This window comes from Herbidospora galbida (assembly GCF_005233835.1).
GTDB lineage: Bacteria > Actinomycetota > Actinomycetes > Streptosporangiales > Streptosporangiaceae > Herbidospora > Herbidospora galbida.
In genome coordinates this window covers 81387-100124 of sequence record NZ_SZQA01000007.1, presented here as the reverse complement: position 1 = coordinate 100124, position 18738 = coordinate 81387, and the positions used below count along the sequence as shown (strand labels likewise).

At 72.0% G+C, this 18738-nt stretch carries 23 protein-coding genes; 9 read left to right on the top strand and 14 right to left on the bottom strand.

Going from position 1 to position 18738, the window contains the following annotated elements; all coding sequences use genetic code 11:
- The first annotated feature begins 4 nt into the window (after positions 1 to 4).
- Positions 5 to 457, top strand: a complete 453-nt coding sequence (locus FDA94_RS10045; RefSeq protein ID WP_212735260.1) for a MarR family winged helix-turn-helix transcriptional regulator — start codon at positions 5 to 7, stop codon at positions 455 to 457.
- Positions 458 to 470: 13 nt separating this feature from the next.
- On the opposite strand, the gene FDA94_RS10040 is transcribed toward FDA94_RS10045, so the two are convergent.
- Positions 471 to 1076 (bottom strand): helix-turn-helix domain-containing protein, encoded by a 606-nt coding sequence (locus FDA94_RS10040; RefSeq protein ID WP_137246775.1) that lies wholly within the window; start codon positions 1074 to 1076, stop codon positions 471 to 473.
- A 67-nt stretch (positions 1077 to 1143) separates the two neighbouring features.
- Between FDA94_RS10040 and FDA94_RS10035 the strand changes: the two genes are divergently transcribed.
- From FDA94_RS10035 to FDA94_RS10020, 4 genes are all read left to right on the top strand, one after another.
- Positions 1144 to 2070, top strand: coding sequence for an NAD(P)/FAD-dependent oxidoreductase (locus FDA94_RS10035; protein WP_212735259.1), 927 nt, complete (start codon positions 1144 to 1146; stop codon positions 2068 to 2070).
- A 32-nt stretch (positions 2071 to 2102) separates the two neighbouring features.
- Complete coding sequence (locus tag FDA94_RS10030) at positions 2103 to 2891, top strand: class I SAM-dependent methyltransferase (protein WP_246059707.1); 789 nt, start codon at positions 2103 to 2105, stop codon at positions 2889 to 2891.
- Positions 2892 to 3033: 142 nt separating this feature from the next.
- Entirely contained in the window at positions 3034 to 3504 is a 471-nt protein-coding gene (locus FDA94_RS10025; RefSeq protein ID WP_137246773.1) for an NUDIX domain-containing protein, read from the top strand.
- A gap of 56 nt (positions 3505 to 3560) precedes the next feature.
- Positions 3561 to 4574 carry an alpha/beta hydrolase family protein gene (locus FDA94_RS10020; RefSeq protein ID WP_137246772.1) on the top strand — a complete coding sequence of 338 codons (1014 nt, stop codon included), beginning with the start codon at positions 3561 to 3563 and terminating at the stop codon, positions 4572 to 4574.
- Here the strand turns inward: FDA94_RS10020 and FDA94_RS10015 are convergent.
- The 6 genes from FDA94_RS10015 to FDA94_RS09990 all read right to left on the bottom strand — a co-directional run bounded on the left by FDA94_RS10015 (position 4529) and on the right by FDA94_RS09990 (position 7645).
- The gene (locus FDA94_RS10015; protein WP_212735258.1) at positions 4529 to 4792 is read right to left on the bottom strand and encodes a hypothetical protein; all 264 of its coding nucleotides are present in this window, start codon (positions 4790 to 4792) and stop codon (positions 4529 to 4531) included. The two genes, FDA94_RS10020 and FDA94_RS10015, sit on opposite strands and share 46 nt — an antisense overlap.
- Positions 4789 to 5133 (bottom strand): nuclear transport factor 2 family protein, encoded by a 345-nt coding sequence (locus FDA94_RS10010; RefSeq protein ID WP_212735257.1) that lies wholly within the window; start codon positions 5131 to 5133, stop codon positions 4789 to 4791. The genes FDA94_RS10015 and FDA94_RS10010 overlap by 4 nt, the downstream gene beginning before the upstream one ends.
- Before the next feature lie 167 nt (positions 5134 to 5300).
- Positions 5301 to 5849, bottom strand: a complete 549-nt coding sequence (locus tag FDA94_RS10005) for a hypothetical protein (protein WP_137246770.1) — start codon at positions 5847 to 5849, stop codon at positions 5301 to 5303.
- A complete protein-coding gene (locus FDA94_RS10000; RefSeq protein ID WP_137246769.1) occupies positions 5846 to 6184 on the bottom strand; it encodes a hypothetical protein in 339 nt (112 codons plus the stop codon). The genes FDA94_RS10005 and FDA94_RS10000 overlap by 4 nt, the downstream gene beginning before the upstream one ends.
- Positions 6185 to 6254: 70 nt before the next feature.
- Positions 6255 to 6899: a phosphonatase-like hydrolase gene (locus tag FDA94_RS09995; protein WP_137246768.1), complete on the bottom strand. Its 645-nt coding sequence runs from the start codon at positions 6897 to 6899 to the stop codon at positions 6255 to 6257.
- Positions 6896 to 7645 carry a GntR family transcriptional regulator gene (locus FDA94_RS09990; protein ID WP_137246767.1) on the bottom strand — a complete coding sequence of 250 codons (750 nt, stop codon included), beginning with the start codon at positions 7643 to 7645 and terminating at the stop codon, positions 6896 to 6898. Before FDA94_RS09990 ends, FDA94_RS09995 begins: the two co-directional genes overlap by 4 nt.
- An 18-nt stretch (positions 7646 to 7663) precedes the next feature.
- Here FDA94_RS09990 and FDA94_RS09985 point away from each other — a divergent pair, with 18 nt between their 5' ends.
- Positions 7664 to 8764, top strand: a complete 1101-nt coding sequence (locus FDA94_RS09985) for a TIGR03364 family FAD-dependent oxidoreductase (protein ID WP_137246766.1) — start codon at positions 7664 to 7666, stop codon at positions 8762 to 8764.
- Positions 8765 to 8790: 26 nt separating this feature from the next.
- Positions 8791 to 9939: a sensor histidine kinase gene (locus FDA94_RS09980; RefSeq protein ID WP_137246765.1), complete on the top strand. Its 1149-nt coding sequence runs from the start codon at positions 8791 to 8793 to the stop codon at positions 9937 to 9939.
- Positions 9940 to 9986: 47 nt separating this feature from the next.
- On the opposite strand, the gene FDA94_RS09975 is transcribed toward FDA94_RS09980, so the two are convergent.
- The 6 genes from FDA94_RS09975 to FDA94_RS09950 all read right to left on the bottom strand — a co-directional run bounded on the left by FDA94_RS09975 (position 9987) and on the right by FDA94_RS09950 (position 16931).
- A complete protein-coding gene (locus FDA94_RS09975; RefSeq protein ID WP_137246764.1) occupies positions 9987 to 11258 on the bottom strand; it encodes a glycosyltransferase in 1272 nt (423 codons plus the stop codon).
- The gene (locus tag FDA94_RS09970) at positions 11255 to 13471 is read right to left on the bottom strand and encodes a glycoside hydrolase domain-containing protein (RefSeq protein WP_281286556.1); all 2217 of its coding nucleotides are present in this window, start codon (positions 13469 to 13471) and stop codon (positions 11255 to 11257) included. Before FDA94_RS09970 ends, FDA94_RS09975 begins: the two co-directional genes overlap by 4 nt.
- Positions 13472 to 13590: 119 nt before the next feature.
- On the bottom strand, positions 13591 to 14445 hold the full coding sequence (locus FDA94_RS09965) for an ABC transporter permease (RefSeq protein ID WP_137246763.1): 855 nt from the start codon (positions 14443 to 14445) through the stop codon (positions 13591 to 13593).
- Positions 14442 to 15335 (bottom strand): ABC transporter ATP-binding protein, encoded by an 894-nt coding sequence (locus FDA94_RS09960; protein WP_137246762.1) that lies wholly within the window; start codon positions 15333 to 15335, stop codon positions 14442 to 14444. Before FDA94_RS09960 ends, FDA94_RS09965 begins: the two co-directional genes overlap by 4 nt.
- The gene (locus FDA94_RS09955) at positions 15332 to 16396 is read right to left on the bottom strand and encodes a hypothetical protein (protein ID WP_137246761.1); all 1065 of its coding nucleotides are present in this window, start codon (positions 16394 to 16396) and stop codon (positions 15332 to 15334) included. Before FDA94_RS09955 ends, FDA94_RS09960 begins: the two co-directional genes overlap by 4 nt.
- A complete protein-coding gene (locus FDA94_RS09950; RefSeq protein ID WP_212735256.1) occupies positions 16380 to 16931 on the bottom strand; it encodes a sigma-70 family RNA polymerase sigma factor in 552 nt (183 codons plus the stop codon). Before FDA94_RS09950 ends, FDA94_RS09955 begins: the two co-directional genes overlap by 17 nt.
- 140 nt (positions 16932 to 17071) lie before the next feature.
- Here FDA94_RS09950 and FDA94_RS09945 point away from each other — a divergent pair, with 140 nt between their 5' ends.
- Positions 17072 to 17623: a hypothetical protein gene (locus FDA94_RS09945; protein ID WP_137246760.1), complete on the top strand. Its 552-nt coding sequence runs from the start codon at positions 17072 to 17074 to the stop codon at positions 17621 to 17623.
- A 47-nt stretch (positions 17624 to 17670) separates the two neighbouring features.
- Here the strand turns inward: FDA94_RS09945 and FDA94_RS09940 are convergent, their stop codons facing one another.
- Entirely contained in the window at positions 17671 to 18342 is a 672-nt protein-coding gene (locus FDA94_RS09940; protein ID WP_170990871.1) for a hypothetical protein, read from the bottom strand.
- Positions 18343 to 18574: 232 nt separating this feature from the next.
- On the opposite strand from FDA94_RS09940, the gene FDA94_RS41035 reads away from it, so the two are divergent.
- Complete coding sequence (locus FDA94_RS41035) at positions 18575 to 18709, top strand: M15 family metallopeptidase (RefSeq protein ID WP_281286552.1); 135 nt, start codon at positions 18575 to 18577, stop codon at positions 18707 to 18709.
- Positions 18710 to 18738 lie beyond the last annotated feature (29 nt).

Here is an 18738-nt window from a genome sequence, read left to right as displayed (position 1 = left end):
GGGCGTGCCGTCAAGAGATCTCACGCTCCTGTTCACCGCCCTCGCCGCCGCCTGCGACGAACGGGTGCGGGCCCGGATGGCCGAGGCGGGCCATCCGGAGGTGCGCTCGGTGCACGGCTACGTCTTCCAGCACCTGCTCACGGGGCCCGTCCGGATCACCGAGCTGGCCGGGCTGCTGGGGATGACGCCACAGGGGGCGTCCAAGGTCGCGGCCGAGATGGAGCGGATCGGCTACGTCACCCGGCGGGTGTCAGGCGACGACCAGCGGGTCCGCGCCCTCGAACTGACCGCGCGCGGTCGCGAGGCCATCGAGGCAGGCCGCGCGGCCCGCGCGTCGGTGACCGAGGACCTGCTCGCCGGCCTGCCCGATCCCGAAGCTCTCTTCGACGCGCTGGACGCCCTGTCAGAGCAGACGGGAGCGCTGCGCGACCTCATGGCCCGGCGGCTGCGCCCCTGACGACGGCCCCCGCTCACTCGAAGCGGTCTGTTCCCCGGGCCTTCTTCGGCCGCGCCCGCAGGTGCATGCGTTCACCTTGGGTGCCGAACAGGCTCAGGAACTCGACCGGTTCGTCGCCTGCCACCCCGAACCAGTGGGGCACCCGCGTGTCGAACTCCGCCGCCTCACCCGGCTCCAGGATCACGTCATGCTCGCCGAGGATGACGCGCATCCGCCCGTTGAGGATGTAGAGCCATTCGTACCCTTCGTGCGTCTTCAGCTCAGGTTCGGAGCTCCGGTCGCCGGGGGCCAGAATGATCTTGTACGCCTGAATGCCGCCCGCCCGCCTGGTCAGCGGCAACATGGTCAGGCCGTTGCGGAACGTCGGCCGCAGATGGACCCGCGGATCACCGGTCGCCGGGGCGTCGACGAGCTCGTCGAGGGTGACCCCGTGGGCGCGGGCCAGCGGCAGCAGCTGTTCGAGCGTGGGCCGCCGCGCGCCCGACTCGAGCCGCGACAGGGTGCTGACCGAGATCCCGGTCGCCTCCGCGAGCGCCGCCAGGGTGGTCTCCCGCTCCTTGCGCAGCGCCCTCAGCCGGGGGCCGACCGCGTCGAGAGCCTGGCCGATGTCGTCCGTCACATCTGCGAGTTTGCCATATCGGCAAACAAGTTTGCGCATCCGCCGTACTGTCCCGCACAGTGACGGCATGCGAGAAACCTATGACGTAGTGGTGGTCGGCGGCGGCCCGGCCGGGCTCAACGGGGCCCTCATGCTGGCCCGCTCCCGCCGATCGGTCCTGGTCGTCGACGCCGGCGAGCCGCGCAACGCGCCCGCGGAGGCAGTCCACGGCCTGTTCGCCCACGACGGCACCCCGCCGGCCGAACTCCTGGCCAAGGGAAGAGCCGAAGTCGAGCGGTACGGCGGCCACCTCACCACCGGGTCGGTCGTCGGCGTGACACCCGGGTTCACCGTGACCCTGGCCGACGGAAGGCAGGTCGGCGCACGCCGCCTGCTGGTCACGACCGGTCTGACCGACGTGCTCCCCGAGATCGAGGGCCTGCGGGAACGGTGGGGGCGCGACGCCGTCCACTGCCCGTACTGCCACGGCTGGGAGATCCGCGACCGCGCGATCGGCATCCTGGCCACCAGCCCCATGGGCCTCCACCAGGCGATGATGTTCCGCCAGCTCAGCGACGACGTGACCCTCTTCACCGCCGAACCGCCCTCGGCGGAGCAGGCCGCCGAGCTGAGCGCCCGCGGCATCCGGGTGGTGCCCGGCGAGGTCGAGGCACTGGAGATCGCCGACGACCGGATCACGGGTGTCCGCCTGAAGGACGGCACGGTCGTGCCTCTAGACGCCGTGGTGGTCGGTACCCGGCTGAAGGCGCGGGTGGGGTTCCTGGAGCCGCTCGGGCTCAAGGCGGTTCCGCATCCGGGCGGCTTCGGCGAGCACATCCCGGCCGCGCCGGACGGCCAGACCGACGTGCCCGGCGTGTGGGTGGCGGGCAACGTCACCGACCTGATGGCCCAGGTGGGCGCGTCGGCGTCGGCGGGGGCGCTGGCGGGCGCCCGCATCAACGGCGACCTGATCGCGGAGGAGACGCGACAGGCGGTATTGGCGGCGACGTCATGAAAAATCAGGACACCGACCGACCCGAGGCGACCATGAACACCGCAGCACAGCACAACACGGACGGCGAGCACGGACACAAGTCCGGCGAGCAGCGCGCGCATGACCGTGAGAGCAACCAGGAACACGACCACCGGCACGCGCAGGGTCAGCAGCACGGGCATGAGCACAGCAAGAAGCACGACCGCGACGACCGGCGCATGCAAGACCACGGCCACGAGGCCGGTCGCGGGCATGGCGCGCATCCCGATCACGACGAGGTGTTCGATCGGGACTTCTGGGAGAACAAGTACCGGACCTCCGACCCCGCCGCCCTGCGGCACGAGCCCAACCCCTACCTGCTCGACGTCGCCGAATCGCTCACCCCGGGCCGGGTCCTCGACGCCGGATGCGGGCCGGGCGCCGAGGCGGTCTGGCTGGCGCGCCGGGGATGGGAGGTGACGGCGATCGACATCTCCTCGGTGGCCCTCGACCACGCCCGCAACCTCGCGGAGGAGGAAGGTCCCGACGTCGCGGGCAGGATCACCTGGCAGCAGGCCGATCTCACCGCCTGGACCGCCCCCGCCGAGGGATACGACCTGGTCTGCACCAACTACGTCCACGCGCTGGAGGATGTCGTGCCCCAGTTGGCGGCGGCGGTCCGGCCCGGTGGCACGCTGCTGGTCGTCGACCACTTCGACATCCTGGCCGTGCTCGATCCGGCCGAGTGGCGGCCCATCCCGCTGGTGGCGAGCCCGCGCGTGGTCCCCGCGTTCGACGGCACCGAGACGGTCCTCGACGACCGCGTGATGGCAGCGGTCAAGATCGCCCCCGACACGCCCTGACGCCCACGCGGCGCAAGCTCTCGTCCATAAGGGCGGGGGTCGCATGAGCGGTGCCACTCGTCGCCGTTCAGCAGGTGGTCGAGCGTGGAGTGCGGCGCGGCGGCCTCCGGGGGCGGGTGCCGGGGTGGTGTAGAACGGAACGATGGCAGCCTTGAGAAGTCTGGCGGCGACCGTCTGGCGGGCGATCGGGGGCGCGGTGCAGTGGCGCCTGCTCTGGTTGTCGCAGGCGACGTTCATGGTCGGGGTGGTGGGCGTCATCCGTGACGACGACGGGCGGGTCCTGCTGCTGAAACACCGTTTCTGGCCCGAGGGCCGCCAGTGGGGCCTGCCGACCGGCTACGCCAAGCGCGGCGAGACGTTCGAGGACACCGTCGTCCGCGAAGTCATGGAGGAGACGGGGCTGAAGGCCCGGGTCAACCGGCTGGTGCGGGTCGAGAGCGGGTTCCGGTTGCGGGTCGAGATCGCCTACGAGGGCGAACTGCTCGGCGGGACGCTGGCGCTCGACCCGACCGAGATCCTGGAGGCGGGCTGGTTCCCCGCCGAAGCGATGCCCGAGGAACTGATGCCGGGCCACCGTCTTCTGGTCGCGGCGACCTCCGCCGGAAGTCGGTAGCGCCGGTTGACCTTCCGCGCTGACGCCGGGTGGCGGCGGCGCGGAACGGTGGGGCGATGAACATCCTCACCGTCGGCGCGCTGGTGGCCGGCCTCGTCACCGCTCCCACGCCCGCTCTGCCCGCCCCCACCGGACCTCACCCGGTCGGCGCGCTCTCGCTCCATCTCATGGACAAGTCACGCTCAGATCCTTGGGTGCCCGCGTCCGGTCCGCGACAGCTCATGGTGACGGTCTGGTATCCGGCACTGTCCTCGAAGGGCAAGCGGTTCCGGTACGTCACCACGGCCGAATCGGCCAACATCCTGGCCCGTGTCCCGGGGGCAGACGACATCCCGCCCGGAGTGCTGGCCACGACCCGCACCCATGCCCGGTCGGGCGCGCCGATGGTCCGGCGCACCCTGCCCCTCGTGGTGCTGTCGCCCGGCTTCTCCTTCCCCCGGGCCACCCTGACGTCGCTCGGCGAAGACCTGGCCAGCCGCGGTTACCTCGTGGCGGCGGTCGAGCACACCTACGAGTCGGTCGGCACGACCTTCCCCGACGGGCACACGACGACCTGCGTGGTCTGCGAGCGCCAGCAGACGAAGGAACTCGGCGCGCAGGTCTCGGCCGGAAGAGTCAGGGATCTGACGTTCGTCATCGACCAGCTGAAGAAGCGGTTCCGCGTCGGCGGCGTCGCCGTCGCGGGCCACTCGATGGGCGGCAACGCCGCCGTCCACACGCTGGCCGCGCGCCCGTCGATCCGCGCCGCCGTGAACTTCGACGGCAGCCTCCTGCCCGACGCGCCGCCGCTGGACCGGCCGGTCCTGCTGATGGGCGCCGTCCGGATCGACGCGACCTGGCCGCCCGTCCAGGCGAAGCCGAAGACGTGGCTGGAGGTGACGGGCACCGACCACTCGTCGTTCACCGACTACGCGCTGCTCCGGGGGCAGGTGGGCCTGCCGTCCCAGCCGCTCGACGGCACGCGGGCGATCGAGATCACCCGGGCGTACACGGCGTGGTTCCTCGACCGGCACCTGCGCGGCCGTCAGACGCCCGAACCGGAGTTCCCCGAGGTCCGCAGGCGCGCCTGAACCCCGTGATCGGCGAGGACGTCGCGGAGCAGGGCGCGGCAGGCGGCGTCCTCGTCGCGGAAGACGCGCAGGCCGGACTTCTGGCCGCGCTCGCTGTAGTAGACGTGCCAGCCGTCAGAGGCTTCGACGAGACAGTAGCGTTCGTCGAGGTCACGTCCGATGGAGTGGACGTCGATGCCCAGAGACGCGAGATGGGCGGCGAGTTCGGTGGCGGTCATGCGAGGGTCCCCTGGTGATAGCGCGCGACCCAGCCGTCGGCGGTCCGCGTCCAGACGGTCGACCGGCGGCTGACCCGCCCGGCCTGGTCGAGCAGGTAGGTCACGAGCCACGTGTCGCCTTCGAGCCGGCGCGCGGTGAACTCCGTGATCGTCCACGGGTCGTCGTGGGGACGGGAGTGCCGCTCGGCCAGCGTGCTGAGCACGAACTCCCGCGAGTAGAGCCGTCCGGAGGCTCCGACCTCGAAGAAGTCGACGGCCATCATGACCTCGAAGAACGCGCGGTCAGCCCCGGCGGGCGCCCGGTGGAAGATCGGTTCGAGCGCGCGAAGTTCCTCCTCCACCAGATCACCTCAGACCGTAGATCAGCACTTATGACCACGCTAACGGCGACGGGGTGATGCGGGTCGACGCTCCGGGAGCGTGGTTCGTCGGCTGTCTGATCCTGTGGGTGGCTTTCTTTCCCCTCTATCTGACAGCGACGAACCGGAACCCGTTCAGGTGAGCACGGTCAGGAGTTCCTGACCATCCGCTCTCCTCCGAGCGACAGCAGCAGGAACATGTCGAACTCGTGGACGTCGCCCTTGTCCAGCCGGCGGATCGCCTCGACGGCCGTCCTCGCCCTGCTCACATGGCTGAGGGTGGCCGCCCGGACCGCGACGTAGCCGGGGTCGTAGTCCGCGACGTGCCGGAGCGCCTGGAGTTCCCCGAACGAGTCCGAGACCAGGACGAGGTCAGGGTCGACGCGGCCGTTCACGCTGAGCAGCCCCGTCACCGCCTCGGGCGCACTCTTCCTGGCCGCGATCGCTGTCACCCATCGGGCGGTCTGTCGGAAGTTGCCGTGGGCGTACCAGCGGCTGATGGTGTGCCGGTGATCGTCCCGGCCCCTTCCGACCGCGCGCCGCGTGCCCTGGCCGACGAGTTCGTGGAACACGGCGTAGTAGGCGGTCGAGGTGGCCCGCCGCAGATGCGCCGGGCGGGGGCGCCCCGGGCCGACGGACCGGCCCGCGATCTGGTCGGCGAGGTCGAGGTAGTCGTCTGCCCTGATGATCCGCCTCACGCGTCGTCCGTTCCGGCCTCGTCGTCGCCGTCTTCGACGAGGTCCCTCTCGGCCCAGTCCTGCCGGGTGTAGAACCTGGTGAAGACGTAGTGGTCGAGCCCGTGTTCGGCCGCCAGCCTGTTGCTGCTCAGGCTCAGGGCGTGGCACATCATGGGGTCCCAGCCGTCGTCGCCCACGCCGTCCATGACGATGTGGGCCCACAGGCCGTCTTCGCCCTCGGAGTCCACCATGGGCTCCAGCGTGACCTGGGTGATCCCGAGGTCGCCGGGGATCTCCGATGTGCGGATGGCCTCTGCCAAGTCGGTCAGGGTCTCCGTCCACTTGTCTGCGCTCATGAGGCGCATTGTTCTCGTCTGCATACGTCTAGTAGACCAGCTGCGTGGCCTCCTTGTCCTCTGTATGCCGTCAATTGGGCAGCACGAGATCCGGGATCTGCGCCACCCCCGCCAACAGGTGGGTGTGCGCGGCCGCACCCAGACCGGCCGCGTCCTGCGCCCCCGTCAGCACGCCAACCACGATCGCGGCCCCCGCGTTGGCGCCCGCCTCCAGGTCTCTGACCGTGTCGCCGGCGATGAGGACTCTGCGGACGTCGGTCACCCCCGTCGCCTCCATCGCGCGGAAGATCATGTAAGGGGCGGGGCGGCCCGCCGGGACGTCATCCACGCAGATCACCGCGTCGAAGAAGCCGGTCCAGCCCACCGACTCCAGCAGGCCCGTCGTCACCTCGCGGTCGAAGCCCGTCGTCAGGGCCACCTTCACTCCCCCGGCCCGCAGCCGGGTCACCGCTTCCGCCACTCCGGGCAGCGGATAGGGCGGCTTGGACGCGTACAGGGCCGCCAGCCTCGCGCGAAAGTCCCGGTAGGCCGCCTCCGAGGGCTCGCCCAGCAGGGCCGCGATGGCCTCGCGTTTGCCGGCGCCCATCCAGCGGTGCACCTCCTCCGTCGTGGGGGTGGCGCCGGCGGTGCGGACGGCGGCCTCCAGGGCCTCGTACACGCAGCCGTGTTCCTCGATGGTCGTTCCGGCGACGTCCAGGACGACGAGTTCGATCATGACACCTGTCCTCGGGTGCGCAGCAGGGCCGGTCTGGCCTGCTGGGAGTTCTCGATCGTGAAGGAGACGACGTCGGGCCGGTAGCGGTCGTCGGAGTACTCGATCGGCTCACCGGCGGCCGACGTGGTGTGGCGGCGTTCGCGGAGCAGGGCCGTCCCGGGAGGGATGTCGAGCAGGTCCGCGTCGACGGGGTCGGCGCCGACGGCGTCGATGACGTGGCGGGCGCGGGCCAGGTCGACGCCCTGGGCGGTCAGGAAGGCGAAGATCGAGCCCGAGTCGCAGTCGTGGTCGAACAGCAGGCGGCCGACCGGCCAGACGAACGTGGTGCGTTCGACCATCACCGGCACGCCGTCGAGCAGGCGCAGCCGCAGCAGTTCGACGACCGGGTCGCCCTCGGGCAGCGACAGCGCCCCGGCCGTCTCGGGTGAGGCGGCGCGGCGGGCGATCTCCAGGGTGCGCTGGCCCGGAGTGCGGCCCAGCTCCCGGGCCCAGCGGGAGAAGGACAGGAACGTCTCGAACGGCTGGCTGACCGCCGTCGAGCGGACCACCGGCGGTTTGCCCTGGCCGCCGCCGATCAGGCCCTCCGCGCGCAGGGCGGCCAGCGCCTGCCGGACGGGGGCCCGCGACGCGCCCCACTGCTCGCACAGCTGCGACTCCGACGGCAGCGCCGCGCCGATCGGCAGGTCGTTGCCGGCGATGCGGCGGCGGAGGTCGGCCGCGATGCGCTGGTGCAGGGGCTCGTCCATGTGGCTACCCTACTTGTTATGACAAGTCGGGTGGACCTGGTGGTCGTGGGCGCGGGCATCGTGGGGCTGGCGCACGCGGTGGAGGCGGTGCGCCGGGGGCTGTCGGTCGCCGTCGTCGAACGGGACGGGCACGCGACCGGCGCGTCGGTCCGCAACTTCGGCCACGGGTGCGTGACCGCGCAGGCCGGGGCGGCGCTCGACTACGCGCTGGAGGCCCGGTCCACCTGGGTGCGGCTGGCCCGCGAGGCCGGGTTCTGGCTGCGCGAGTCGGGCACGGTGCTGGTCGCGCGGCACGACGACGAGACGGCCGTGCTGGAGGAGTTCGCCCGCGAGCGCGGCGACCAGGTCGTGCCGCTCACTTCCCGGGAGGTGGCCGACCGGACCGGGATCCGGAGCCTCGGCGGGGCGTGGTTCCCCATGGACGTCCGGGTCGACCCCCGCGAGGCCGCGCCCGCCGTCGCCCGGTGGCTGGCCGGACAGGGAGTGAGCTTCCACTGGGAGACCGCCGTCCACACGGTCGAGCCCGGTCGGGTCGGCACCTCACGGGGACCGCTGGAGGCCGGCGCCGTGGTGGTCTGCGTCGGGCACGACGTCGACCGGCACTTCCCCGGGCTCTCTTCCCTGTACGGCCTGCGCCGCTGCGCCCTCCACATGCTGCGGGTCGCCGACCCCTGCCAGAGGGAGATCGCTCCGGCGGTGCTGACCGGGTTCTCGATGCTCCGCTACGACGGCTTCGCGGCGCTGCCGGGCCTGAAGGCGGTCCGGGCCCGGCTGGAGGCCGAGAGCGCGCCGCTCGTGGACGCGGGCCTGAACCTGATGTTCACCCAGCGGCCCGGCGGCGATCTCACCATCGGCGACACCCACCACTACGCGACGACGCTCGACCCCTTCAACGCCGAGGAGCTCGACCGCCTCGTGCTCCGCGAGACGGCCCGCCTGCTCGGAGTGCCCCGCCTGGAGGTGCGCGAACGCTGGCGCGGCGTCTACGCCTCGGCCGGTCGGCCCTTCCTCGACGTCTCCCCCATGCCGGGCGTGCGGGTCGTCTCGGTGACCTCCGGCATCGGCATGACGACCGCGTTCGGGCTCGCCCCCCGCGTGCTGGACGAACTGCTCATCTGAGACGAAGCGCACACTACGCTCATCTCGTGCACGCTACCCGGCTGAACGCCGCCGACGGCCTGGTGGCCACGGCGGTCGGGCTGTTCGCCCTCATCGAGGAGCTGACCGGCGGAACCGAGCTGGCCGAGCGGCCGGTCCCGGCGCTGTGGGTGGCCGGCGGGATCGCCACGGCGATCCTGGTGCTGTTCCGCCGCGTCGCCCCGATCTGGACCATGGCGGTCTACACGGTCGTGTCCGGCGCGGTCTTCGTGCTCACCCTGGAGGACGCCGCCGCCTGGCAGTGGCTGACCGAGCTGGTCTTCCTGTTCACGGTCCTCAGCCAGGCCCGGCTGCGCAGCGGGCAGGCCCTGTTCGGGGTGGCGGCCACGGTCGTCTTCGTCGCCACCATGGGCCTGACCTACGGCGGCGCCGAGTTCGCCGAGTACGCCATCGCGGCCGGCATGTCGGCCATCGCGGGCGGCGCCGGGGTCGGCGTGCGGCGCTACCAGGTGCTGGCCCGCCGCGCCGAACAGCGCACCGACGCCGTGGTGGCGCGCAGCGAGCAACTGGTGCGGGAGGCCGTCGCCGAGGAGCAGGCCCGGCTGGCCCGCGAGCTGCACGACATCGTCGCCAGCAGCGTCAGCATGATGGTGATGCAGGCGGGCGGCCTGCGCCGCCGGCTCCCCGCCGAGCTGGGCCCGGAGCGTGATGCGCTGACCCAGATCGAGGCGACCGGCCGGGGCGCGGTCGAGGAGCTCCAGCGCATGCTCCACCTGCTGCGCGGCCCCGCCCCCGACAGCCGGCTCCCGCAGCCGGGCCTGGCCCGCGTCGGCGATCTGGTCGACCAGTCGCGGACGGCCGGGCTCGACGTGACCGTCGAGGTGACCGGCGACCCCCGGCCGCTGCCGGCGGGCCTCGACCTGTCGGCCTACCGGATCGTCCAGGAGGCGCTGACCAACACCCTGAAGCACGCCGGGCCGACCCGGGTGACGGTCACGATCGACCACGGTCCGGGCGAACTGCGCCTCGACGTCACCGACGACGGGCCCCGCGACGGCTTCCGGCCCGCGCCGCACGTCCCGGGCGGCCACGGCCTGATCGGCATGCGCGAACGGGCCGCCCTCTTCCACGGCTCCCTCGACGCCGGCCCGGCGAAGAGCGGCTTCACGGTGCGGGCGGTCCTGCCGCTGAAATAGCCCGGCCCGGACGGCAAGTGATCCGTCCGGGCCGGTGTCGATCGCGATCAGGCGCTCCGGCGGAGGGCCGTCTCCGGGAACAGGTCGTCGAAGACGGCCGCGCGGTCGAACTGCATGGCCCACTCGCGGGCCCGCAGTTCCATCTCGCGGCGTTCGGTTCCGTTCATGTCGAGCACGACCCGGTCTATCGCCGCCGCGATGCCGGTGACGTCGCCCTGGTCGACGATGATCGCCGCGTCGCCGACCGCCTCGAGGGTTCCGCCGGTGTCGGTGGTGATGATCGGGCCGCCGCCCGCCAGCATCTTCTCGGCGAGGGCGATCCCGAACGTCTCGACGAAGTCGGGCTCGGGTTTGGTCGGCAGCACGTAGGCCGCGCTCCCTCGCATGAGCAGGGGCTTCTCGTTGTCGTCGACGTCGGTGAGGACGACGACGTGCTCGTCGGCCGCCGCGATCGCCTGGACCTGGGCCAGCGCGGTGCCCGTGCCGGCGATCACGAGTTTGACCTTCTCCCGGCTGCGGGCCTGCCGGTAGGCGGCCAGCAGGTCGAAGATGCCCTTCGCGGGGGTGACCCGGGACAGGAACAGCAGGTAGCCGTCGCGTTCCAGGCCTCGGTGCGCGAGGGCGGCGTCGACCAGCGCCGGGTCGGGGTCGAGGAAGGCCGAGGAGTCGATCGGCGGGTAGCTGACCGTCACCCGGCGGCGGCACTGTTCGGCGAACGTGGTGCCGACGTGGGCGTCGACCTGCTCGGCCGCGTCGATGATCTCGTCGCGGGTGTAGTCGGACACGGCCACGACCTCGTCGTTGGCCAGGAACGTCGTGAACAGCGCCGTCGCGGCCCCGAAGTGGTTGTCGCGCAGGCAGTTGCGGATGACGTTGGTGACGTCGGAGCCGACGGCCTTCACGATGGTCCGGACGTCAGGGTTGAACCCCGCCGCCCTGGCCGCGTTGACGGCGTCGAGCACGACGTTGGCGTGCGGGACGATGTACATCGACAGGCAGGTCGTCGGCACCGGCTCGGCCAGCAGCTCGACCAGACGCCCGGTCAGGCCGGCCAGGTGACGGCCGTCGGGCACCCGGTAGTCACCGACCGGTTCGGGCCGTTCGACGGTGATGCCGGGGCTGTACGGCAGCAGCCGGTCGAGCGGCTTCAACGGCAGCCCGGCGGCCTGGAGGGCCGCGATGGGCCAGGTCAGCAGCCTGACGTCGTCATATCCACGGGTAAGGGCCACCTCGGCGAGGTTGCGGGCCTCGCCGGAATGGCCGCAGATGACCGGGTCGGCCCTGACCACGATCACAAGGCGGCGACGGGGGTGGGTCATCGAGTCTCCTCCGATAGCGCAGGGGAATCGGACAGGGACGGCGGGCGGACACCCCGCCCCCATCCCGATGGCTCGGGGCCGAGTCGCAGGTGCAGTCTGCCGCCCCGATGGACGGTCGCGGCAGTCAGGTGGGCCGCATCCAGTGGACGGCCGTTGAGGGTGGCCGACTGGACGTATTGGACCGGGGGCTCATGCTCGGCGCCGTCGGAGCTGATCGGCGCCTCTCTGAGGCCGCTGGTCTCGATGACGAACTCGCCTTCTCTTACCCGCAGCGCGGCCCGTTCGAACGCGGGCGCGTTGATGAGGAAGAGGTTCTGCCCGGCCACCGGGAAGAGCCCGAGCGAGGCCCAGATGTACCAGGAGCTCAGGCCGCCGGAGTCGTCGTTGCCGGGCAGGCCGCCGGGGCCGGTGCCGAACTGCCACGTGAGCGCGGAGTGGACGACCTCGGCGGTGCGATCGGGACGGCCCGCGTAGTGGTAGGCCCACGGGGCCTCCATGTCGGGCTCGTTGTTGAGGCCCTCGAACCGGTTGAGGGCGTAGCCGGCGGCCATCTCGACCGGCTGCGGGCGCCGGCCGGCCTGCTTGACCGGGGCGGCGCCGTAGCCGAAGAACCGGTCGAGCTTGTCGATGAAGCCGGCGTCGCCGCCCGCCAGCGCGATGCGGGCGGCCATGTCGTGCAGCAGCCGGAACGAGTAGTTCCACTTGCCGCCCTCGTAGAACTCCGAGTCGCGCAGCAGGCCGGTGCCGGGGTCGAAGGCGTTGACCCAGCCGTGGGCGCGGCGGGCCAGGTCGTCGGCGAGCCTGGTGTCGTTGAGCGCGCGGGCCAGCTGGGCGGTCAGGTGGTGGCCGTAGGCCAGGTCGAGGGTGTGCGTGATCGGGTGGACGACGCCGTGCTCGAAGAAGTCCTCGCCGTACATGCGGCGCAGGTCGTCGGCCATGTGGACGAGCGCCCAGCTCCACTCGATGCCGTCGAGGTCGAGGGCGTGGGCGTCGGCGAGCGCGGTGTGGGCCAGCGCGCTGCCCTGGCGGAAGAACCGGTCGGCGCCGCGGGCCATGCGGTAGCCGATCGGGAAGTTGCCCTCTTCCTCGCAGACCCGGATCAGCGATTCGAGCAGGCCGGAGGCGCGGTCGGGGGCGATGGCCATGAGCAGCGGGAGCTGGGTCTTGTAGATGTCCCACATCGTGCAGACGTCGAAGGCGTAGGGCCCGTTGCTCGGCCAGAACGGGCTCTCGTCGTCGACGATGCACGGCTTGATCAGCGAGTGGTAGAGCGCGGTGGCGTAGACGGTCTGGCGGGCCGGGGTGCCGCCGTCGACCTTGACCCGGTCGAGGTGGTCGGCCCAGCGGGCGCGGGTGCGCAGCTTCACGATCTCGAAGGAGGGCTGGCCGAGGCCGCACTCGCGCTCCAGGTTCCGCTTGGCCTGGTCGCAGCCGCGCAGCGAGAAGCCCATGCGGACCTCGATCGTCTGCCCGGCCCGCGTGGGGCCCATGTAGAGCATGCCGAAGGGGCGCAGCGTGGTGTGCCGGATGCTGTCGAAGTCGAGCCGGGTGCCGCCGTCGATGAGCCGGCGGTCGTACCAGAGCATCTGCCGCCAGCCGGGGGCGTCGACGTCGACGTACACCGACAGGGGCACGCCCTCCATGACCACGGTGCCCTGCACCTGGCCGTGGCCGATGTTCTCGACCTGCGCCCGCAGCGGGACGGTGCGGCCGAGGTCGATGGCGAGCCCGCCACAGGACAGGTCGACGACCACGCGGGCGCTGCTGTGCTGCGGGAAGGTGTAGCGGTGGACGGCCACCTTCTGGCCGACCGTGACCTCGCACCGGATGCCGGTGTCGAGGGTGGCGGCGTAGTAGCCGGGCGAGGCCTCCTCGTCGGCCAGCGACCACGACTGGCCGAGGTCGTCGAGGGGCTGCACCATCGGGGTGACCCGCACGTAGTTGTAGTACTTGCGGATCGCGCCGGTGCCCGACTGCTGGAAGTGGGTGAACCCGCTGGCCTGGAGACGGTCGAACATCTCCTCGGGCACGCCTTCGGTGTTCTTGGCGTAACGACCGTAACCGGTCGGGTAGGCACCGGAGTAGGCACAGGCCGAGACCATGCCGAGGGGTGAGGTGGCCCCGGGGTGGGTGTTGCCCACCTGCGGTTTCGGCCACCACCACGTGGCGGCCAGGCCGCCCGCCGGGGGCAGGTCGGTGGCCGCGGTGCCGATGAAGGGATCAACGTTGTCGAGAATGCAGAGACACTATCCGGCCCCGGACCGGACGTAGGTTTCGGCGAGGTGAAATCCTTCGTTCACCTCCGCAAAAAGTCCCTGTGACCTGCGCGGGTTCACAGATCGCGGCGTCTGAGCAGCAGGGCGGCCAGGCCCAGCACCACGGCGGTCCAGGTGATCGTCCACGCCAGGTAGGCCCACGTGAGCGGGGCGTCGCTCAGGAAGGGGAAGCCTCCCTTGACGGCCGGGCCGCCGAATCCCAGCAGCGCGGCCGGGTCCTGGAAGGCGTACATCGCGCCGCGCCACAGCCCGTCGGTCGGGAGCAGGACCTGGGAGACCGTCCCGACGGCCGCGACGCTGTCGTTGCCGAGGCCGCGGCCCACTCCCCCGACCACGCCCGCGATCCAGGTCGCGCCGAACAGGCCGACGGCGACCACGCCGGAGGCCATCGGCGAGATCAGCGTGGAGAACAGCAGGCCCAGGGTGAGCAGGACGGCCGTCTGGAAGGCGAGCAGCGCCAGGCCGGTGACCGGGTCGGAGGGCCAGTAGCCCGTGGTGGCGTAGACGATCACGAACTGGGCCAGCCCGGCCAGGGCGATGAAGCCGCCGCCGAAGGCGACCAGGCCGAGCCACTTGCCGACCAGGACGGTCGAGCGCCTGATCGGGCGGGCCAAAATCGCCAGGGCGGTGCCCGACTCCACCTCGCCGGCGACGGTCGGGCCGGCGAGGAAGGCGGTGCCGAGGGCGGCGATCAGGCTGAGGCCGAACATGACCAGGTTGAGGAGCTGGGAGGCGATGAGCCGCAGTTCGCCGGTGGTCAGCTGGGCGCCGTCGAACTCCTTGGTCACGAGGGTGTGGAAACCCCACGCCGACAGGGCCAGCAGCACGACCGTGAGCACGGCCAGCGCCCGCAGCACCTTGCGGCGCGCGGCCTCGCGGAGAGTGAGGGCGGCGAAGGTGAGGACGATCATCGTTCACTTCCGAGGATGTCGAGCAGGCGGTCTTCCAGGCTGACGCGGCCGGGTTCGACCGAGTGGATCCGCACGCCGAGCGTGACGAGGTCGGCCACGAGGTCGGGGATCAGGTCGATCTCCAGATCGACGACGGTGAACAGGTCGCCGTCACGGTTCACCGGCCCGGCCCGCCGCAGGCGTTCCTCCGCTTCGGAGGTGACCTTCTCCAGCCGGAGGCGCACCTCCCGGCCCCCGAGCAGCTCGGCGAGGGTGCCCGAGGCGGCGACCCGGCCACGGTCGAGGATGACGACGCGGTCGCAGACCCGTTCGACCTCGCCGATCAGGTGGGAGTTGAGCAGCACGGCCACGCCGCGCTCCTTCAGCGACAGCAGGATGTCGCGTACGTCGGCCCGGCCCACGGGGTCGAGCGCGCTGGTCGGCTCGTCGAGCACCACGAACTCGGGGCGGGCGACGAGCGCGACGGCCAGGCCGAGGCGCTGCTGCATACCCTTGGAGAACCCGCCCACGCGGTCGCCCGCCCGGTCGGCGAGGCCGACCAGGCCGAGGGTGTCGCGGCGATCCCGCTCCGGCACGTCGGCCCCGGCGAGCCTGACGTGCAGGTCCAGGACCTCCTTCGCGCTGAGCCAGGGCTGGTAGCGGAACAGTTCCGGCAGGTAGCCGACCCTGGCGCGGGCCCGCGGATCGGCGACCGGCCGTCCGAGGAGCATGACCTCGCCCGCGTCGGGGCGGACCAGCCCGAGCATCATCTTGATGACGGTGGTCTTGCCGGCGCCGTTCGGGCCGAGCAGTCCCAGCACCTCGCCGCGGGCGACCGAGAACGAGACCCCGTCGACGGCGGTCCGTTTCCGGTAGCGTTTGCGCAGGCCGGAGGCCCAGACGGCGTTCATCGCAGCTCCCGGGCGACGCTCAGGACCTCGTCGGCGGTGAGCGAACCTGCGACCGCGTTGACCACACCGTCCGCCACCCAGACGACCCCGACCATGGAGCCGCTCTGGACGAGCGTGGCGGGGTGTCCGCCGACGTCGGTGACGGAGGTCTGCTTCTCCTCGACGGCGGAGAACAGCGGCAGGGTGCCCTCGCCGGAGAAACCGCGCAGCTGGGCCGCGACGTCGTCGGGGATGAAGGTCAGCGACGTCAGGTAGTCGCGGACGGTCGTGAAGGGGACGCCCGCCGAGTAGACCGAGGGCGCGGTGATCCGGGCGACGACCAGGGCGGGGATCTCGTGGTCCGACGCCCACACCGCCGCCAGGCCCGGCCCGGCCGACAGCCGGAACCGGCTGCCGTCGAGCCCCGGCGGCACCGGCGGGGCGGTCGCGCCCGCCTTCGCGGCGGTCCGCGCGGTCGTGTCGGCGCGGAAGGTGAACGTGCCGCCGGCCTTGGCGACGACGAAGTAGGAGGGCTCGCCGCCCACCCCGCGCGGGAGTTCGGCCACCGCCGGAAGGGTCAGGCCCGAGGCCTCCTGGGCGGCGGCGACGCCCTGCGCGCGGCGTACCGAGATCTCGTCGGTGATGACGAGGTCGCCGAACTCGTCGAGTTCGGGGATCTTGGCCAGTTCGGCCTGCGGCGCGGTGACCGGTGCGACCCGCTCGGCCTGGAAGATCTGCAGCCAGTCGGCGGCGGCGGCCGCCCCCGCGCCGGTCACCAGGACGGCCGCCCCGGCGATGGCGACGACGGGACTGCGCAGGCGGGAGCGCCAGCGGCTCAGGACGGTCGCCCTCCCCGCCGGCGCCCGGGTGGAGAAGCGGGTCCACGCCTGGTCGACGTCCGCCTCGGCGTCCACCTCGGCGTCGGCGTGCAAGACGGTGGCGGCGAAGGCGGCGTCGTCCCGGGCCACGTTCAGTCCTTCCTGGCAGGCGGGGCAGTGGGCGATGTGGTCGCGGTCGGCGTCGGCGACCCCGTCCGGCTCGTCGAGGAGCCGGCGCAGCGTGCCGTCAGTCGGATGGCGCATGACGGTTCAACTCCTTGCGCAGAGCGGACTCGGCCCGTCGCACGATCGTGCCGACGCTGCCGGGAGACAGATCGAGGGCGGCGGCGACCTCGGCGTAGCTGAGGCCGCTGTGCCGCAGGACCAGGGCGACCGCCTGGCGGCGCGGCAGCCGCGCGAGGGCCTCGCGGACGCGGCGGCGTTCGTCGCGGGTGACGACGGCGTCGGCGATGTCGGGGGCGACGGTCTCGCCGGTGGCGTTCTCCTCGCGGGCGGTCCGTCTGCGGCCCGACCGGAGGTGGTTCAGCGCGGTGTGCGCGGCGGCCACCGACAGCCAGCCGGTCGCCTCCCCGGCGGGCACCGTGGAGCGGCCGAACGCGAGGAAGACCTCCTGGGCGACGTCCTCCGCCTCGTCCCGCGACCCGAGCACGCGGGCGGCCACCGCGACGACGCGCGGATAGGCGGCCCGGAACACCTGCTCCAGGTCGGCCCGGACCGGCGGATCGGACCCCACGGCGACGCCCCTCCCGACCAGCACGTTCTCCTGTACGACGTTCACATTGGTAGAGCACCGCCGAAAGCTCACTTGTGACACGCGACAACCGGTTCCCCTGCCGCTTCCAAGAACGTCTCCACCGGCTCCCAAGCGACGTGCGCCAGAGTTCCCGTCGAAGCGAACGAAAACGGGGAGAGATCACGATGTTCAAGAAGGCCCTGTCCGCGGCGGTCGCCGCCGTGACCCTGGCGTCCGCCGCCCCGGCCGCCGCCGAAACGTACACCATCAGAGTGCTGGGAGGGCACATCGGCACCGTCAAGGAGTCGAACAGCACCTTCTTCTGCCCGGAGCACCAGATGCTGGTCGGCCGGGCGCACACCGGCGACGAGAACGGCACCACGACGTACTACTGCGGCCAGATCTACGTCAACGACGTCCGCGTCGAGGTGCTCCCGGAGCGCTACTGGGTGCGCGTGAACGAGCCGAACAGCGTGTACACCGTGCCCGAGGGCCACGCGCTCACCGGCCGCTACCACTATGGCGACGAGAAGGGATACACGGTCTACTACGCGCAGGTGATGCGGTGGCAGGGCAAGCACCTGCGCATCGTCGGCCGCCACTGGACGGCCGACATGAAGGAGAGCAAGCACACCTCGCTCTCGCCCACGGGCGAGATCATGACGGGCCGCTACCACTACGGCGACGAGAACGGCCGCACGGCCTACGAGTACGCCAGGGTCGTCGTCGACGGCTGAGCCCGCGACCCCGGCGAAACGGGGTCACGGGCTCGGAGGTGAACCGGTCAGAAGGTCTCGCAGCGGCCCTCGACGTTGACGTTCGCGCCGCGGAGCGGGCGGGCCACGTCGGCGCCCTCGCACTCGGCCTGCGCGGCCGGGGTGAAGCCCTCATCGTTGAGGTTCGGCAGGCCGGCCGGGCGGTCGTACACGACCGTGGCGGCGAGCCTGCCGACGGCGTTCACGTCGAACAGGGCGGCGCGGCCCTGGCAGGTGTCGTCGCAGACGACCCAGAGCTTCTTGAGCTCGGCGTCGTAGGTGAGCTCCATGACGCCGGGGAAGCCGCTGGCGATCGTGGCGACCCGGGTGAACGCGGTGCCGTTCTGGTCGAGGGCGTAGGCGTATACGCCGCCGGTGCCCTCGACGCCGACGAGGAACAGGCCGTCGCCGTGGTTCGGGTAGTCGGACGGCTTGTAGGCCGCGCCGGTGCGCTCGTCGGCGAAGCCCTTCGACGTCAGGTAGGAGTCGGGCACCCACGCGATGGCCTCGAGGCCGAGGTTGGCGCCGACCGCGGGGAGGTCGGCCGTGAGGACCCACTCCTTGGTGGCGGTCAGCGTGCCGTCCGCGCCGGCCGGGTCGAAGCGGAGGACGGCCGGGCGGCTGACGCCGCTGACGCCGTTGTCGCGCTCGGTCGAGACGAACACGCCGCCCGCGACGCCGGCCGGGGGTGAGCGTGACACCTTCGGCGTCGGGGTCGCCGAGGCCGGTCGGGAACTTCAGGGGGTGGGTCTCGGCGGGCGTCCAGACCTGGCCGTTCTTCTCCAGGCGGTAGAGGGTGCCGGGGCCGGCGTCGCCGGAGGGCTGGTAGTACAAGGCCGCTCATGTTGCCGCCGAGCACGCCCGCGCCGTCGGCGGTCGCGACGTCGGCGCCGCCGGGCCACGGGGTGCCGGTCGGGGTGGTGGCGCCGCCGGGTGCTCGGCACGGCCCTCACCGAGGCGGGCCTGGTCAACTATCCGACGGAGTGGTGGCACTGGTCGTACGGCGACCGCTACTGGGCCCACGTCACGGGGGCCGGGACGGCCCGCTACGGATCGGCCCGCAACTGAAAAGGGGACGGCCCGGCGGCACGAAGCCG

What these genes read in the sequence shown, in the direction of transcription:
- FDA94_RS10035 (WP_212735259.1), top strand. Translation starts at nt 1,144, where the DNA reads ATGCGAGAAACCTATGACGTAGTGGTGGTCGGCGGCGGCCCGGCCGGG.
- FDA94_RS10030 (WP_246059707.1), top strand. Translation starts at nt 2,103, where the DNA reads ATGAACACCGCAGCACAGCACAACACGGACGGCGAGCACGGACACAAG.
- FDA94_RS10025 (WP_137246773.1), top strand. Translation starts at nt 3,034, where the DNA reads ATGGCAGCCTTGAGAAGTCTGGCGGCGACCGTCTGGCGGGCGATCGGG.
- FDA94_RS10020 (WP_137246772.1), top strand. Translation starts at nt 3,561, where the DNA reads ATGAACATCCTCACCGTCGGCGCGCTGGTGGCCGGCCTCGTCACCGCT.
- FDA94_RS10015 (WP_212735258.1), bottom strand. Translation starts at nt 4,792, where the DNA reads ATGACCGCCACCGAACTCGCCGCCCATCTCGCGTCTCTGGGCATCGAC.
- FDA94_RS10000 (WP_137246769.1), bottom strand. Translation starts at nt 6,184, where the DNA reads ATGAGCGCAGACAAGTGGACGGAGACCCTGACCGACTTGGCAGAGGCC.
- FDA94_RS09995 (WP_137246768.1), bottom strand. Translation starts at nt 6,899, where the DNA reads ATGATCGAACTCGTCGTCCTGGACGTCGCCGGAACGACCATCGAGGAA.
- FDA94_RS09990 (WP_137246767.1), bottom strand. Translation starts at nt 7,645, where the DNA reads ATGGACGAGCCCCTGCACCAGCGCATCGCGGCCGACCTCCGCCGCCGC.
- FDA94_RS09985 (WP_137246766.1), top strand. Translation starts at nt 7,664, where the DNA reads ATGACAAGTCGGGTGGACCTGGTGGTCGTGGGCGCGGGCATCGTGGGG.
- FDA94_RS09975 (WP_137246764.1), bottom strand. Translation starts at nt 11,258, where the DNA reads ATGACCCACCCCCGTCGCCGCCTTGTGATCGTGGTCAGGGCCGACCCG.
- FDA94_RS09965 (WP_137246763.1), bottom strand. Translation starts at nt 14,445, where the DNA reads ATGATCGTCCTCACCTTCGCCGCCCTCACTCTCCGCGAGGCCGCGCGC.
- FDA94_RS09960 (WP_137246762.1), bottom strand. Translation starts at nt 15,335, where the DNA reads ATGAACGCCGTCTGGGCCTCCGGCCTGCGCAAACGCTACCGGAAACGG.
- FDA94_RS09955 (WP_137246761.1), bottom strand. Translation starts at nt 16,396, where the DNA reads ATGCGCCATCCGACTGACGGCACGCTGCGCCGGCTCCTCGACGAGCCG.
- FDA94_RS09945 (WP_137246760.1), top strand. Translation starts at nt 17,072, where the DNA reads ATGTTCAAGAAGGCCCTGTCCGCGGCGGTCGCCGCCGTGACCCTGGCG.